The organism is Staphylococcus sp. FSL W8-0304 (assembly GCF_038006565.1).
GTDB lineage: Bacteria > Bacillota > Bacilli > Staphylococcales > Staphylococcaceae > Staphylococcus > Staphylococcus epidermidis.
In genome coordinates, this window is sequence record NZ_JBBOVL010000001.1 from 665,173 (window position 1) to 682,384 (window position 17,212).

At 32.0% G+C, this 17,212-nt stretch carries 15 protein-coding genes; 9 read left to right on the top strand and 6 right to left on the bottom strand.

The window, feature by feature from the left end; translation table 11 throughout:
• The first annotated feature begins 168 nt into the window (after positions 1-168).
• Positions 169-1,545: an amino acid permease gene (locus tag NST35_RS02875; RefSeq protein ID WP_002457989.1), complete on the top strand. Its 1,377-nt coding sequence runs from the start codon at positions 169-171 to the stop codon at positions 1,543-1,545.
• A 122-nt stretch (positions 1,546-1,667) separates the two neighbouring features.
• Here the strand turns inward: NST35_RS02875 and NST35_RS02880 are convergent, their stop codons facing one another.
• From NST35_RS02880 to NST35_RS02900, 5 genes are all read right to left on the bottom strand, one after another.
• Positions 1,668-2,540 (bottom strand): MurR/RpiR family transcriptional regulator, encoded by an 873-nt coding sequence (locus NST35_RS02880; protein WP_002447266.1) that lies wholly within the window; start codon positions 2,538-2,540, stop codon positions 1,668-1,670.
• Between the two features lie 13 nt (positions 2,541-2,553).
• The gene (locus NST35_RS02885; protein WP_002457988.1) at positions 2,554-3,978 is read right to left on the bottom strand and encodes a PTS transporter subunit EIIC; all 1,425 of its coding nucleotides are present in this window, start codon (positions 3,976-3,978) and stop codon (positions 2,554-2,556) included.
• Between the two features lie 12 nt (positions 3,979-3,990).
• Complete coding sequence (gene murQ, locus NST35_RS02890; protein ID WP_002447268.1) at positions 3,991-4,878, bottom strand: N-acetylmuramic acid 6-phosphate etherase; 888 nt, start codon at positions 4,876-4,878, stop codon at positions 3,991-3,993.
• Positions 4,875-5,927, bottom strand: coding sequence for a MupG family TIM beta-alpha barrel fold protein (locus tag NST35_RS02895; RefSeq protein ID WP_002457987.1), 1,053 nt, complete (start codon positions 5,925-5,927; stop codon positions 4,875-4,877). Before NST35_RS02895 ends, murQ begins: the two co-directional genes overlap by 4 nt.
• A gap of 179 nt (positions 5,928-6,106) precedes the next feature.
• Positions 6,107-6,442 carry a hypothetical protein gene (locus NST35_RS02900; RefSeq protein ID WP_002457986.1) on the bottom strand — a complete coding sequence of 112 codons (336 nt, stop codon included), beginning with the start codon at positions 6,440-6,442 and terminating at the stop codon, positions 6,107-6,109.
• 51 nt (positions 6,443-6,493) lie between these two features.
• Between NST35_RS02900 and NST35_RS02905 the strand changes: the two genes are divergently transcribed.
• Positions 6,494-7,240: a CPBP family intramembrane glutamic endopeptidase gene (locus tag NST35_RS02905; protein WP_002457985.1), complete on the top strand. Its 747-nt coding sequence runs from the start codon at positions 6,494-6,496 to the stop codon at positions 7,238-7,240.
• 181 nt (positions 7,241-7,421) lie between these two features.
• Here NST35_RS02905 and NST35_RS02910 read toward each other — a convergent pair whose 3' ends face one another.
• Positions 7,422-8,111 (bottom strand): helix-turn-helix transcriptional regulator, encoded by a 690-nt coding sequence (locus NST35_RS02910; RefSeq protein WP_002457984.1) that lies wholly within the window; start codon positions 8,109-8,111, stop codon positions 7,422-7,424.
• Between the two features lie 426 nt (positions 8,112-8,537).
• Here NST35_RS02910 and NST35_RS02915 point away from each other — a divergent pair, with 426 nt between their 5' ends.
• The 7 genes from NST35_RS02915 (at position 8,538) to NST35_RS02945 (ending at position 17,098) form a co-directional block, all read left to right on the top strand.
• Positions 8,538-9,353, top strand: a complete 816-nt coding sequence (locus NST35_RS02915; protein WP_002457983.1) for an inositol monophosphatase family protein — start codon at positions 8,538-8,540, stop codon at positions 9,351-9,353.
• 188 nt (positions 9,354-9,541) lie between these two features.
• Positions 9,542-10,492 carry an LCP family glycopolymer transferase gene (locus tag NST35_RS02920; RefSeq protein ID WP_002457982.1) on the top strand — a complete coding sequence of 317 codons (951 nt, stop codon included), beginning with the start codon at positions 9,542-9,544 and terminating at the stop codon, positions 10,490-10,492.
• A gap of 478 nt (positions 10,493-10,970) precedes the next feature.
• Positions 10,971-13,922, top strand: coding sequence for a formate dehydrogenase subunit alpha (fdhF, locus tag NST35_RS02925; RefSeq protein ID WP_002457981.1), 2,952 nt, complete (start codon positions 10,971-10,973; stop codon positions 13,920-13,922).
• Between the two features lie 2 nt (positions 13,923-13,924).
• Entirely contained in the window at positions 13,925-14,395 is a 471-nt protein-coding gene (locus NST35_RS02930; protein ID WP_002457980.1) for a DUF1641 domain-containing protein, read from the top strand.
• 125 nt (positions 14,396-14,520) lie between these two features.
• Positions 14,521-14,796 (top strand): hypothetical protein, encoded by a 276-nt coding sequence (locus tag NST35_RS02935; RefSeq protein WP_002447277.1) that lies wholly within the window; start codon positions 14,521-14,523, stop codon positions 14,794-14,796.
• 21 nt (positions 14,797-14,817) lie between these two features.
• Positions 14,818-15,594, top strand: a complete 777-nt coding sequence (locus NST35_RS02940; RefSeq protein ID WP_002457979.1) for an N-acetylglucosaminidase — start codon at positions 14,818-14,820, stop codon at positions 15,592-15,594.
• A gap of 379 nt (positions 15,595-15,973) precedes the next feature.
• Entirely contained in the window at positions 15,974-17,098 is a 1,125-nt protein-coding gene (locus NST35_RS02945; protein WP_002457978.1) for an FAD-dependent monooxygenase, read from the top strand.
• Positions 17,099-17,212 lie beyond the last annotated feature (114 nt).

Below are 17,212 nucleotides of genomic sequence, written 5' to 3' on the forward strand. Positions count from 1 at the left end.
AAAGATTTTAATATGAGTGTTAGCAAAAAGCAAGAAAACATCTTAGCAGGATAGGTAAGCGCTTTTACAGAATTGTAAAAATATTGTTTCAATTTTGTCAATTTGTAGTATAATTACGGAAATAAGATTATCAAAAATTCAATCTAGATTTAGAGATGGGGTCAAGTTATGGAAAATAATGAGTTGCAAAGGGGATTGAATGCACGTCAAATGCAGATGATTGCTCTTGGTGGAACAATTGGTGTTGGTCTTTTTATGGGAGCAACAAGTACAATTAAGTGGACAGGTCCATCTGTTATTCTCGCATATTTAATTGCTGGTATTTTTTTATTTTTAATCATGAGAGCCATGGGTGAAATGATATATATTAATCCAACCACTGGTTCTTTTGCGACTTTTGCTAGTGACTATATTCATCCAGCAGCTGGCTACATGACTGCTTGGAGCAATGTATTTCAATGGGTTGTCGTCGGCATGAGTGAAGTGATTGCAGTAGGAGAATATATGAACTACTGGTTCCCAAGCCTTCCTAATTGGATACCAGGAGTGATAGCAGTTCTCTTTTTGATGGCGGCTAACCTAGTTTCAGTAAAAGCGTTTGGAGAGTTTGAATTTTGGTTTGCCTTAATTAAAGTTGTAACTATTGTATTAATGATTATTGCAGGATTAGGATTAATTTTATTTGGTATAGGTAATGGAGGGAATCCAATAGGGATTTCTAACTTATGGTCACATGGTGGATTTATGCCAAATGGATTCATTGGATTTTTCTTTGCTTTATCTATTGTGATTGGATCATACCAAGGTGTTGAATTGATTGGGATTTCAGCAGGTGAAACCAAAAATCCTCAAAAAAATATTGTAAAGGCAGTCAACGGAGTAATATGGAGAATTTTAATTTTCTATATTGGTGCAATTTTTGTCATTGTATCAGTATATCCTTGGAACCAATTAGGTAATATTGGTAGTCCTTTTGTTGCAACCTTTGCTAAAGTGGGAATTACGTTTGCTGCTGGTTTAATTAACTTTGTAGTCTTAACGGCAGCATTGTCTGGTTGTAATTCAGGTATTTTTAGTGCAAGTCGAATGATTTATACTTTGGCAAAAAAAGGACAAATGCCTAAAGTATTTACTAAAGTAATGAAAAATGGCGTACCTTTCTATACTGTATTTGCAGTATCTATGGGAATATTAATTGGTGCTTTATTAAATGTCATACTTCCATTAATTATTGATGGAGCTGATAGTATCTTTGTATATGTATATAGCGCCTCTATTCTACCGGGAATGATACCTTGGTTTATGATTTTATTTAGTCATCTAAGATTTAGAAGGTTACATCCTGAAAAGGTTCACAATCATCCTTTTAAAATGCCGGGAGGAGCAATTGCCAATTATTTAACTATCATGTTTTTACTCCTAGTATTAGTTGGTATGTTACTTAACAAAGAGACTGCGGTATCGGTTGTCATTGGTATCGTGTTTTTAACAGCTGTGACACTTTATTATTTTATTAGATATCACAAAAAGGAACGACAAATATAATAAAAGATGAAATGACAATTGATTGTTAAAATCAGTAATTTTTAAGAGTTAGTATAAATTAAAGCGATTCTTTCATACATTATCTTTTCTAGGATAAGTATAAAGAATCGCTTTTTATTATTTTAATGTTTGAAATCTATATTCGAGAGATGTTTACGGTAATTATCTAATGCGATTTTTGATTGAGTAATAAAATCTAAAGATGATTGATAATTTAGCGCAATATATCGATAGTACAATATATCAATAGTAAACATTTGTGCAAATAATGAAGTTGTGGCTCCCATGCGCATCTCATTTTCATCGGTTTGTCCATAGGTTAAAACAATATTAGATTGCTTTGCAACTGGATTATCAGAAGTGCTTGAAATAGTCGCAATGGGAATGTGATAGTCTGCAATGACTTTAGCAATAGATTGCATTTCACTTTGAGTACCATTGTTAGATATAAATATAACACAATCGTTAGAGTTACGTGTTGCTAACATAGTTGTGAAAATATGAGTTTCATGCACTAGTTGAATATTTAGACCGATGCGAGATAATTTTTGATATAAATCTGTTGCTACAACAAAAGAGGCACCATAGCCATAAATAAATATAGTTTCAGATTTTTTAATTAGATCACAAATTTCATCGATGATAGCAGCGTTAATGGTTTCATTAGCATTACTTAACGCTGCCTTAGAGCGAGAATGCAATTTGTTTTTAAGTGAAATTGTACTTTCGTTATCAACTAACTCAACATTATATTGTGTGACTTCTTTAGGTAAAAATTTAGACAAACGTGTTTTAAGTTCATTAAAACCACCTGGTGTCACCTTTTTACTTAGACGTATGATAGAAGTAGAACTAGTTTCTAATTGATTTGCAATTTCTTGAGAAGTCATATTAACAACTTTATGAGGATAGTTGAGAATAAATTGCGCAATTTTTTTCTCGTTTTTAGTGAAATAGGGATACTGGTTGTCAATCTTATACAAAATGTTTGGCAATTAAATCACCCATTTATTCAGGATTTCTCATTTCTTTAGTTGTGCCGAAGAAATAAGTAAAGATAAAGCCACCCGCATAAGCAGCTAGTAAACCTACGATGTAACCGAGATACATATTATTGGCAATCAATGGTAATAATGAAATACCACTTGGTCCTACAGCTGTCGCACCAATATGACCGATACCACCAATGACAGCACCACCAACACCGCCACCTATGCACGCAGTGAAGAAAGGGCGACCTAACGGCAGTGTTACACCATAAATTAAAGGTTCGCCTATACCTAAGAACCCTACAGGAAGAGCACCTTTGAGCGTATTACGTAATTCTTTATTTTTACCGCATCTCACCCACAATGCAATCGCCGCACCGACTTGTCCAGCACCAGCCATTGCGGCAATAGGTAACAAGTAAGTGGAGCCAGTTTGATTGATTAACTCGATATGGATTGGGGTGAAGATATGATGTAATCCTAGCATGACTAAAGGTAAAAAGAATGCTCCTATAATGAATCCACTGAAAATACCTCCTACTCCAATAATCCAGTTAATGACATAAACAAGACCATCGGAGACAAAGCCAGCTAGTGGCATGATTATAAATATAGTTAACAAACCAATAAGTAGTAAGGTTATTGTGGGCGTTACGATGATATCAATAGAGTTAGGTATTATTTTATGTAGACGTTTCTCAACCATGCTTAATAACCAAACTGCAAAGATAACACCAATAATACCACCTTGTCCTGCAGCTAGATGTTCTCCAGTGAAAATATTTTTAATTGGATTTTCATCTGTGATACCGGTTAGTAGTGTAGTACCCCCGATGACACCACCTAAACCTGGTGTAGCACCAAATACTTTTGCCGAGTTTATACCAGTAAAAATAGCTAAGTAAAATAGCATGCCATCTTTAATAACATTTAAGACTGTCACAATTTGTTCAATCCATTGACCTGAAATGGAACCGGCTGTAAGCAAGTTACTAAGTATTGCTGCAATCCCACCGATTAATCCTGCACCTATAAATGCTGGTATTAAAGGTATAAAGATATTAGCAATAGATTTTAACACTTTATTCCATTTACTTTTTTTACGTTGACTTTGGAATTGTTGTTTATGTTCATACGCACGTTTTTCTGCTTGTGATTTATAACTTTGATTTTCAGTCGTCTCTTCAGCTAGAGTTGCTCCTGACTGGTCAGCCATATGTTTAGCAACTTTATTAACAATACCCGGCCCAACAACAACTTGAATTCTTTCATCTTCAACAACGCCTAATACGCCATTGATAGATTTTAGTTCATCATAATTAACTTTTGCATCATTGTGTACTTTAATACGAACTCGAGTCATACAATGGATGATATTACTTATGTTTTGAGAACCGCCTAATGCGTGGGTAATGTCTTTGGCAAGGCGTTCTTCTTTACTCATGGAATCTCCTCCTTAAGTGTTGATAGCTTGCTTAATCACTCCATTATTTTGTTTTAAACGAAGTCTTGCATCTTGTTGAGTTGTGGAACATAAGTGCATTACGATAGCTATTTTGATATTGTGGTCTGATTTTTCATATAATTCTATAGCCTCTTGATGATTTAAATCACACACATCTTGAATGATGCGAATAGAACGATGGATTAACTTTTGATTTGTAGGTCGTAAATCAACCATTAAATTATCATAAACTTTGCCCACGCCAATCATTGTCATTGTAGAAATCATATTTAAAACTAGTTTTTGAGCAGTACCTGATTTTAATCTCGTAGAGCCTGTTAATACTTCAGGCCCCACATTGATTTCTAATACGTGATTTGAATTTTTACTTATATCACTGTGAACGTTACAAGAGAGTGCGACTGTTTCTGCATTCAATTTATTTGCATAATCTAGTGCACCTTTTACATATGGTGTACGTCCACTAGCAGAAATACCCACTACAATATCTTTGGATTGAAGATGAATGTTCTTTAAATCCTGTGCACCTTGTTCAGCATCATCTTCTGCACCTTCAATAGCTACCGTCATAGCTTTTTGTCCACCAGCGATAATCCCAATAATGTCATTTGGTGAAACGTTAAAAGTTGGGACACATTCTGCCGCATCTAGTACGCCAAGTCTTCCACTTGTACCAGCACCAATATAAATAATTCGCCCTCCATTATTAAAGCGTTGAATTGCACTCTCTATCACTTTTGTTAAATTAGGAATAACAGGTTCTATCGCTTTGGGTACAAATTGATCTTCTTGATTCATAGTCTTTAATGCATCTTTTAGATTCATTTCATCCAAATGCATTGTTTGTATATTTCTCGTTTCAGTAGTTAAATGATTCATTTGTTATTCTCCTTCGTATATACAAATTTAAAAGTATCTCCTGGTTGAATCAGTGATAACAATGGAACATCTTTATCACAAACATGACCAATACAATTGATGTGGGAATGACCTGGCATAGGAGCTTTTATAACTTGAATTTCTCCTTCATAACGACCATTCAGGTGATTATCAATTGTGATATCTCCTTGATCTCTATGTGCCGATCCTATCATTGGGACAGTCTGTTGATTATCTGTACGAGAATATTGGGACCGAATTAAATGTTCAGGTGAATCTAATCTTGATGTGTGTATCTTTAAAACTTGTGATGTAAATGAGGAGTCTAGTTGATCTAAGTGTAAAATAAAGTGTCGATATAGCCACATATTAGATAATTGTTCCGCATAAATGTGTGATAATAGCGTATCACTAATTATAATGTTAGATATACCCGTTAATTGAAGGTCTTGTGCAGCAATAAGAGGGTGTTCAAAACGATGTTTTTCAACTGTAGGAAGACCTTTGAATAAGGGACCTCTTTTCTGCGTGCCAGGTATAAAAGCACAAATTTTTGCATGCGCATCGTATTTTCTAATGAGTTGATTTTTTTCTTCAATAAATGAGATAGATAAACCAGTATCAGGTCTAGGATAGTAATTATGACAGTATAAAAGTTGATTATTAAAATCAGTACGATATATGTGCGCTAACATGCTATCAGTTAACGTACTAGCATTAAGGCAGCATTTGAAGCCTTGACTGATAATGTCTTTGATAAGGTCAATATTTAATTGATTATCTATACGAATATAAAAATCCCTATGAGGTAATTGGTTCAAATAACTGTAAATAGTTTGATTAAGTAATGAAGGGGTTACATCGATAATATAAGTGATTTGATAGGCTGATAATAGTTGGCATAAGTCTCCCAAATAAGCCATTTGATTTTTCTTGTCTTCCTCAGGTATCTGTAGTGAAGTAAAAACTACATCATAGCCTAAGTCAGCCATATTTAAAATATAATCTCGATCTAAATTCTGTCCTAGATAGACTGAGAAACCAAGCATTTTAAACACTCCTTCTTGATACCTAATCATGGCTAATTATAACCTTATTGCAACAAGTTTACAATTTAGTAAATAGAATAAATAATTTAATGTTTTAATTATAAGAGATTGATATTTATAATTATTTTTAACGTTAATATATAATTAATAGTATAATAGTATAGAAACATTTGAATATACTAAAGGGCTTGTTTATGTTTAAGTAACTGTCGGTGAATGAGTGTTTGTTGTGTATTAATGTAATAAATTATATGTCCTTGGTTTAAAGTTAAAAGTGGGGAATCGTTTAACCTTCGAATCAATTGACAGTATGACACAAGCGTATCATTAGAATTCAACAACAATTGATGAGACATTGCCCATTTCATCTCTTGATTTACAGTAAGGTTGAAATCATCTATAAAAGATTCAAATTTGTTATGATGTATGAGTGCATAGTATTTCGCACTTTCACTCAGAGAGAGTAATTTAACAAGTTGTTGTTCAATATGTAGTGAAATTTCTAAATAATTCATAAAGCCTCCCATATGATTGAATAATTGTTGGTGAGTGGAAAGGATACAATGATGAAAAAAGATAAAAAAAGGCAAAGTTATAGGTTTAAAGATATAGTATGGCGTGATTTCAGTTTAATTGCGATAGGCTTTCTATGTATATTTATATTTAGCTTTATAGGTTTAACAATTGCTGCTATAGCTTTTCAAAATATTAATGAATTACAACTTACTATGATTGGAACTTTAGGACAATTTATGTCATATATTTTAGTGATATTAGCTTTTTATTTTTTACATATCAATTCATTTGTAGATAGAGTTAAGAGTGGTTTTGACTATTTGAAAAAGCATTGGTTGTTTATAATTATCGTCATGTGTGCATCTTTTATTATTTCTAATGTTTATGACAAATTAATTGAACTATTACCTAAATATTTGCAATATAGTGAAACGCAAAATGAACTTGAACTTAATGAATTATTTAAAAGTGGTATATTTATTCCTTTTGCATTTGTACTTATTGTAATTGTAGGGCCTATTGTTGAAGAATTGGTATTTAGACATTTGTTAATAGGTGAACTAGGTAAAAAGTTTAACTTTATTGTGATGGGGGTTATATCAGCATTGTCTTTTACATATATACATGTGAGTGATGCTAAGTCCCCATTTGAATTTGGAGCATATTTAATACTGGCAATAGCATTAGTATATGTTTACTTAAAATCGAATAGAAACTTAGCTTCATCAATTAGCTTACATATGTTAAATAATTTCATATCATTCATTTGGACAATTATAGTTGTATTCAGTAAATGATTTGAAAATATATTTCCGAGCAGTAGTTATAACGGGAAATGACTAAAGAGAGGTATAGTTTTGTCACTGGGAAGAAAATGAAAGTTTAAAAATGGATAAATGTACATTTATAACTCTATAGACAACTACTAGTGTACTAAATTGCCTGGGGGCCTTTCGGCTATCCCAGGCTTTATTTTTATCATTCAGAAGGCGCTAAAAACTGTCTATAATTTTCAATTGAGATATCTTGAGTTTGTATTGTTTTTTCAAAAGAATATGAGATATCTTGAATATTCATGATAGATAATTCACGAGTGTAACCTCTACCGATTTCAAATACAACAGCATGCCAAACGGCATTTTTGCATATTAAACCTATAAAAATAACATTTTCAGCTTGAGTTTGACCATCTTCATTTAAATCTACTAACATCACATTGCGCTCCGTGCAATAAATTAAAATATCAGAAAATAAATGAGGTAATGTGACATGATTAGAATCTTCAAATTTTATATAATAATCCATTTTTTTAAGCAATTTACGTAATCGTGTTTGAGGTAAATTTAAACATTGCTTGATTATTGCTCGAATTTCATTTTGATAAGGTAAAGTGGAATAGGACTGACTTTCATTTAGTGTTAAAAATAATGCCGAAAGTTGCTGTTCAGTTAACGATAAGGTGATTTTAGCATGTGCATCTTTGATTTGATAACCGCCTAATTTGCCATGACGAGCATATACTTTTACCCCTTGATCTTCTAATTCATCAATATCACGTAAAATAGTTCGCTTAGATACTTTAAATTGTTTTGCAAGTTGCGAAGCAGTAATTTTGTCAGAACTTTGAATAGTTTGAATTATTCGATTTTGACGTTCTAATTTATTCAATGAAAGTCACCTCCATAAACATTACATATTACAATTATTATAACATATAAGCGACAATGATGACATTTTGTCTGTTTTAACTCTATAATAGTGTAAAATTATACAAAAAACTTTTAGAAAACGCTTACAAAAACAAAAACAATATGATAATATAATATTTGTAACAGGGGGAGCGATTAGACAAAGGGGTAGAGCTACATATTAGATAGCTGTATAATCGTTCAAGTTACATCAAAACATCTTCAATATTTATTACTTACTTTCCTTTCTATTTGTCGGCTAGTTATTGACTAGCCGATTTTTTAATATTTATTAATACAAATTCTGATTTTATGACTCTATGATTTACAATAGATTTTACATATAACTATAATGATTTAAATGATAACACTATAGTCTTTGAAATAATGAAATGAAGGTGAAAATATGACAGAACTTTATTTAAAAAAATTAGATGAATATATATGTCAATGGATACGTGGTTTAGACGATATCATTCCAGGTTTGGTTGAGAAGATGGAAACATCAACAAAAAAAGATAGGTTTGATTTAGTTACTAATGTTGATAAACAAATTCAAAATCATTTTCAAAACTTTCTTCAGGAACATTATCCCACACACCAATTATTAGCTGAAGAGAAAGATAACTCAGATATAACACCTTACGAGGGTCATCTTTGGATTATGGATCCTATAGATGGAACAAGTAATTTAGTGAAACAACAAGAAGATTACTGTATCATTATAGGATATTTTATTGATGGGGAACCTAAACTTTCATATATTTATGATTATCCACATCAAAGATTATATAGAGCAATTGCTGGTGTGGGAGCTTACGAGAACAATCAATTAATGACATTGCCAAAAAGAATAGGTTTAAGAGATGCAATTATTTCATTTAAACCACAAGTGTTAAAAGAAGACACGATTCAATCTTTATTTCAATCAGCCTTTGATTTTAGAATTATTGGGTCTTGTGGTCTTGATTCTATTCGAGTGATAAAAGGTCAGTTCGGGGCACACATTAACACGAATCCTAAGCCATGGGATATTTCAGCACAATTTCTTTTTGCAAGAGAACTAGGTTTGATTATGACAAAAATAAATGGTGAACCTCTTGATTTTAGTACGGCAGGCCCATTTATCATTAGTAACCCTGGTTGTTACGATGATATGATACGTATCTTAAATGAAGGAGAATACTATTCAAAGAGTAATCATCATATAGAGCATGGTTAATGTATATTTTTATAAATTATATCAAATTAGCTCTATAGAGATTTTATACATTTAAGCTATACGATTTCTTAAAGAAAATTTAAAATAATTAATGAATAGGTCTGTAGATGTATACCAAATAAATTTATTTATAATATAATGACCTGTGTATCATAAAACAACAAAATTATTGAATAGGAGTGGTAGGGATGCAAAGATCAGATAAAAGAAAAATGAGCCTGCCGATGAAAATACTACTGTGGGTAGTGGGAATTTTATTTCTATTAGCTATCATTGCAGTTATTTATGTTAGTGCAAAAATATTTATTACAGGAGACAAGATACATAACCCTTTAAATCGAAATCATTCTGAACTACGTTCTGGAAAAGTAAATTTAAAAAATGGTGATCCATTTACTATTGCACTCTTTGGCGTAGATTCTGATGAAAAGCGAAAACAACAAGGCGGTGGGGAACGTAGTGATACAATCATGGTACTTTCCATTAATCCGAAAGAAAGGAAAACTGAGCTAGTAAGTATTCCACGTGATACCAAAGCAGAAATTGCAGGTCGAGGTACTGAAGAAAAAATTAACCATGCCTATGCTTATGGCGGTCCTAACATGGCTGTTAAAACAATTGAAAAATTAATGAATGTTCCAATCGATCATTACGCTACGATTGACATGGATGGACTACATGACATGATTGATACATTAGGTGGCGTAGATGTCGTAAGTAATAGTACATTTACAATGGGTGCTAATCATTTTGTTAAAGGTGAAAAAACACATGTAGATGGTGATGCTGCCATGGACTTTATTAGAAGTCGTAAAGAAGATGGTGCAGGAGGCGATTTTGGTAGACAAGAGCGTCAGCAACTTATCTTAGAAGCAATGGCAGATAAGATGACAAGCGCATCTTCAATCACTCATTTTAATACATTAATGAATCAAATCCAGAAAAATGTTAAAACAGATTTAAAATTAGGTGATCTCAATACAATTAGAACTAAGTATAAAGATGCTAATGACCAAGTTAATCGACATCAGTTAGAGGGTGAAGGTGGTATACAAAATGACGGTTTGTACTATTTCATACCAAGTGATGCATCTAAAAATGAAAATACACAATTACTAAGAGACAATTTAAATTTATAAAAAAGAAAAAGCTTTAAAATCACATATTGTGTAATGCTTGAGTTTAAAACCTAGAACGAAATGTTCTAGGTTTTTTTGACAAATTAAGGATGGCTGAGTTAAATATTCTTATTTTAGTTTTTAAACATTTTTGCTTTATTTTTAAGTATTATATTGCATTATATACCATTTTCTTCTAACTAATATTTAAATAAAATGAGGCACTATGTAATTCAATGTCTTATAAGCAAAAAGTTATGATATTCAATGTTAAATGGCTTGAAATAAAGAAATTAATTTATTTATTCCACTCTTTAATTGATATTCAGTTTCAATTAAATTAGTTTTATTATATTTATTATGTAAACGCTTAACTTTTATAGAGTAAAGTAATACAATTTAAGTAATTCTACTAAAAGTTAAATTGTAGATTTAATCAATTAAGTTATAAAGTCTAAAGTGTTTAACAGTGAATAATTTAATGGGGGGAGAAAAATATATGTCTAAGGAGATAAAAATTAATCTAGATGGTAAAGATTATCTTGTTGAAGCAGGGACGAATTTACTCGAATTTATACGCTCTAGAAATACATTTGTACCAGCCATTTGCTATAACGAATCGATGGGACCAATTCAAACATGTGATACATGCATGGTAGAAATCAATGGAGATATTGCCCGAGCATGTGGAACATCGATTGAATCCTCAATGACGGTAAATACATACAATCACCACGTGAAAACTAGCCAAAAAGAAGCATTAGATCGTATTTTAGAAAAACATATGTTGTATTGTACAGTTTGTGATTATAATAATGGCGATTGTGAAATACATAATACGATGGATAAGTGGGGAATACAACATCAAACTTATGAGTATAAGAGAAAACCATATGAAAAAGATTATGGCCCTTTTTATAGATATGACCCAAATCAATGTATTTTATGTGGACGTTGTGTTGAAGCATGTCAAGATGTTGAAGTTAATGAAACAATACGAATAGATTGGGAAAGAGATCATCCAAGAGTAATTTGGGATAATGATGTCCCAATTAATGAATCATCATGTGTTTCATGTGGTCAATGTGCGACTGTATGCCCATGTAATGCAATGATGGAAGTTAATATGGAAGGTAATGTGGGATATCTCACAGATACAGAACCTGGTTCACTAGCATCTATGATTGATATTATTAAAAAATCAGAACCTGGCTATGGTACTTTATTAGCTGTATCTGATTCTGAAGCAGAAATGCGTAAAGAACGTGTCAATAAAACTAAAACTGTTTGTACATATTGTGGCGTAGGTTGTTCGTTTGAAGTATGGACGAAAGATAGAGAAATATTAAAAGTTCAACCTTCCCATGATTCTCCAGCAAATAAAATAGCAACATGTGTAAAAGGTAAGTTTTCATGGGGACACATTAACTCAGATCAACGATTAACGAAACCTTTAGTGAGAAAAGAAGGTATGTTTCATGAAGTTGAATGGGAAGAGGCCCTACAAGTTATTGCTAACAATTTTGAAAGAATTAAAGAGCAATATGGCGCGGATAGCTTGTCATTTATTTCTTCATCCAAAGCAACTAATGAAGAATCTTATTTAATGCAAAAATTATCTCGTCAAGTTATTGGTACAAATAATGTAGATAATTGTTCGCGCTATTGTCAAGCACCAGCGACCAAAGGATTGGTAAGAACAGTAGGTATCGGTGGAGATGCAGGCGGGATTGTTGATTTAGAAAAAGCATCTATGACTGTATTAATAGGTACTAACACAGCAGAAGCGCACCCTGTAATTGCTTCACGAATGAAACGTGCACAAAAGTTATTTGGTCAAAAGTCACATGTTTTTGATATAAGAAAACATGAAATGGCAGAACGTGCAGATGCTTTTTATCAACCCAAACCTGGCACCGATTTAGCTTGGTTAAGTGCTGTCACTAAATATATTATTGATAACAACTTACATGATAAATCATTTATAGAAAAGTGGGTTGATCACTTTGATACATATTACCAATCACTAGAACCATTTTCAATGGTATTTGCAGAGGAAGTAACAGGAATTTCGAAAGAACGGTTAATACAATTTGCGCATGAAGTAGCAAAAGCTGATTCATTAGCGATATGTTGGGCGATGGGTATAACACAACAAGATATTGGAAGTGATTCAAGTACTGCTATTTCTAATTTATTACTCATTACTGGTAATTATAGAAAACCTGGTGCTGGAGCATATCCTTTAAGAGGTCATAATAACGTTCAAGGATGTAGTGACATGGGAAGTATGCCAAATCAATTTCCAGGGTACCAACTTATCAGTGATGATAAAATACGTGCTAAATTTGAAAAAGAGTATGGAGTAAAGCTAAATGATAAACCTGGTAGAGATAATCATCAAATGATTGAAGGAATACATAATGGTGATATTCATTCGTTGTATTTGTATGGAGAAGATACAGGTATCGTAGATTCCAATATTAACTTTGTTCAAGCTGCTTTTGAAAAGTTAGACTTTATGGTAGTTCAAGATGAGTTTTTAACATTTACAGCTACGTTTGCAGATGTAGTTTTACCAGCAAGTCCTTCACTAGAAAAAGATGGAACTTTTACTAATACGGAGCGACGCATACAAAGATTGTATAAAGCATTAGATTCGCTTGGAGATTCAAAGCCGGATTGGGAAATTTTCCAACTTATTGCAAATCGACTAGGGGCGAATTGGGAGTATCAGCATCCAAGTGAAATTATGGATGAAATTGCACGAGTAACACCATCGTATGCAGGTGTAAGTTATGATCGTTTAGAAGGTTTTAATAGTTTACAATGGCCCGTAAATAAAGATGGTAAAGACACTTCAATACTTTATATCGATGGGTTTAATTTTGAAAACAAGAAGGCTAAATTATATCCATTAACCTTTGATAACTATTTTAAAGAAGATGAAGTATATGATTTACATGTCAATAACGGTCGATTACTTGAGCATTTCCATGAAGGTAATATGACGTATCAAACAGAAATGATTAAATATAAAGTACCTCGAGCATTTGTTGAAATTTCACCCGAGCTTGCACAAAGTCGTGACATTCATGAAGGAGCTGAAATTAAATTGATTTCTGAGACTGGAGAGGCTTCTTTACTAGCACACATTACTGATAGAGTAAAAGGAAAAGAAATATATATTCCATTAAATAATGATGCATTAGAAAATGGAGATTTAGGTGCTATTAATGCTCTTACGAATAGTGACGTAGATCCTTATACAGATACGCCTTCCTACAAACGAACACATGCACGAATGGAAGTTGTGACGAAAAGAGGCAAATCTCCATTGAATCCAACGAATTTCCGAGTTAATAAACAGCGGCAACCACAATATAGTGTTCAAGTTCAAAAAAAATGGGAGCGCTCAGATTATGTATTCCCAGGAAAGATGAGTGATTGATAATGGCAGAGAGAATTACTGAAATTAAACGTTTAAAAAAATCATATGAGCAAATTAAACAAGAAAGTTTGAATGATGTTATCGATGCAATTGTAGAAAATAAAGATAGTATTTTAAAAGCAATACGTTTAATTGGTATATTAGATGAAGCTAAAATTCTGGATGCATTAAATGGTGGTTTAAAAGCAAGACAAGTCATCATTAATAAATTTGCCGTTGAATTGAATAAAGATATATATTCAGGCGTTTTAACAAATATGGCACAACTTGTCTTTTTGCTAGGAGAATTAGATGTTAAAGATTTAAGTGAATTATTATCTCGTTTAAACAGAGGGATACATGCTGCGAATCTAACAAAACCTGGTGACAAAACAACAATTAAAAGTCTTGTTGGATTTTTACGTGATGATGATCTCAATCGTAGTATGACTTATATGTTAAATCTGCTTAGAGGAATGTCTAGTAATAACTAAATCTATTACGGTTTAATACACTTTTAAACTAACATCTATACCTTAAATTTCTAGTACATTTGATATAAAAACTTTTTAACGTATTATGAGTCGACATTTATTCTTCTAATCATGTATGATTAATAATGTTATTAAAAATCATAGAAGGAGTGACGCATATCAATCCTAAAGTATTAAAAGCTCTAGCAATCACATCTAATGTACTATTAGTTATTGGAATCATTTGTCTAATTATGCTAAAACTCATGTTAGCTATTGCATTTTTTGTTGTATCATTAACAATTAGTCTCGTTATTTTTAATGTTATGTTCAGACACCGTACAGGTATGAAAATTGCAATTAATGTCTCTTTCTTTATAGTGATGATTGCTATCGTAGTAGCCTATTTTGTATTATCTTAAAATTTTTAGGAGTTTGTCGAAATGTTAAAGAATACTCGGCTTCGTATGACAACATTGTTCATAATTAGCATACTCGCTATTTTAGCAATACTTTTCCTTATATTTGATACAAACCTTTTTAAAAATGATGTTAAACATACATTTAAAGAAGCGGTGTCACTTCAAACAAGTGAAGGAAATATCCATACTAAAGAAGTTAATGGTAAGTTTATATATGCTTCCAAACAAGATATAGAGAAAGCTATGCAAATAAAACATAGTGATAATAATTTGAAGTACATGGACATATCGGAAAAAGTACCTATGTCAGAGAAAGAAGTTAACCATATCTTAAAAGGAAAAGGTATTTTAGAAAATAAGGGATCAACGTTTATTAAAGCCCAAGATAAATATGAAGTGAATATCATATATCTCATTAGTCATGCACTAGTTGAGACAGGAAATGGTCAATCAGATTTATCAAATGGAATTAAAGAAGGTGACCATCACTATTATAACTTTTTTGGTATTGGTGCTTTTGACGAAGATGCTGTAAAGACTGGTAAAAGTTTTGCTAAACAGAAGAAGTGGACCACTCCTGAAAAAGCGATAATGGGCGGCGCGTGGTTTGTGAGATTCCATTACTTTAAAAATAATCAATTGAACTTATATCAAATGCGGTGGAATCCACAAAATCCAGGCCAACATCAATATGCTAGTGATATTCAGTGGGCTAATAATATAGCTGATTTAATGGAGAAATACTATGATAAATATGGAATAAAAAAAGATCATATAAGAAAAAAATATTACAAATAAATAAAATTAGAGAATGATTGAGCAATCAACTAAGCATTTCATTCTATTTGGGCAATTCATATATGAAAAGCTTCAAACAGAATAGTTTTAACTTTGCCAATGATTAGCTATATGATAAAAAACTTGGGACAATAAAAGATGTCTCAGGTTTTTTAGCTTTAAAAGAATATTCGGAAGCATATACCCATGTAGAATATTTAAATATTTTTTTACAATAGAGTGAAAATTTAAATTGAGCATTAACGATAGAACGAATAGATATATTCATTATTTTTAACTAGAGAATTGTATTCATTGGCAATTAAAATAGAAGGGTTTGCTTTTCAACATGTGTGTGTGTGCTAAAATAATAAAGAATGATAAATTTGAGGTGTAAAACATGAAAATAGCAATAGTAGGCGCAGGTATAGGTGGTTTAACTGCTGCTGCGTTATTAGAAGAACAAGGTCATCAAGTTAAAGTGTTTGAAAAAAATAATTCTATAAACGAATTGAGCGCTGGTATTGGGATAGGAGATAATGTTTTAAAAAAATTAGGGCATCATGACCTTGCTAAAGGCATTAAAAATGCTGGTCAAAATCTTACCGCAATGAATATTTATGATGAGCAAGGCACCCCATTAATGAGCGCTAAATTGAAGACTCATTCCCTAAATGTCGCATTATCTAGACAAACTTTAATTGAAATCATACAGTCATATGTCAAAGAATCATCTATTCACACAGGATTTAAAGTTACTAAAATTGAACAAACGAGTTGTAAGGTTACCCTACATTTTATCAAACAGGAAAGTGAATCATTTGATTTGTGTATTGGTGCTGATGGGATACATTCTGTAGTAAGAGAGTCTGTAGGTGCGCGAACTAAAATTCGTTACAATGGTTACACATGTTTTAGAGGAATGGTTGAAGATGTACAATTTAATGACCAACATGTTGCGAATGAATATTGGGGTGTTAAAGGGCGAGTAGGTATAGTCCCATTAATTAATCAACGTGCTTATTGGTTTATTACTGTTCATGCTAAAGAAGGAGATCCAAAATATCAATCTTTTGGAAAACCCCATCTTCAAGCATATTTTAATCACTTTCCAGATGAAGTGAGAAAAGTGTTGGAAAAGCAAAGTGAAACAGGTATATTACTTCATGACATATATGATTTAAAACCGCTGAAGACATTCGTTTATGGACGTACTATTTTAATGGGCGATGCTGCGCATGCCACTACGCCTAATATGGGACAAGGTGCTAGTCAAGCTATGGAAGATGCAATTGTATTAGTTAATTGTTTAGAAAAATATGATTTTAATAAAGCGATTGAGCGTTACGATAAACTTAGAGTTAAACATACCGCAAAAGTGATTAGACGTTCGAAAAAGATAGGTAAAATGGCTCAAAAGCATCATAAATTAACTGTTAAACTTAGAAATACCGCGATGAAATTGATACCAAATGCTTTGGCATCAGCTCAAACAAAATTTTTATACAAATCCAAAGAAAAGTAATATATGATGACATATATTGTTAAATGATAAAGTTAAATATTAAAAATGCAGTAATTTTAATAAATAAAGAGCTATGAAGATAGAGACTCAACTCAATATCTTCATAGCTCTTTT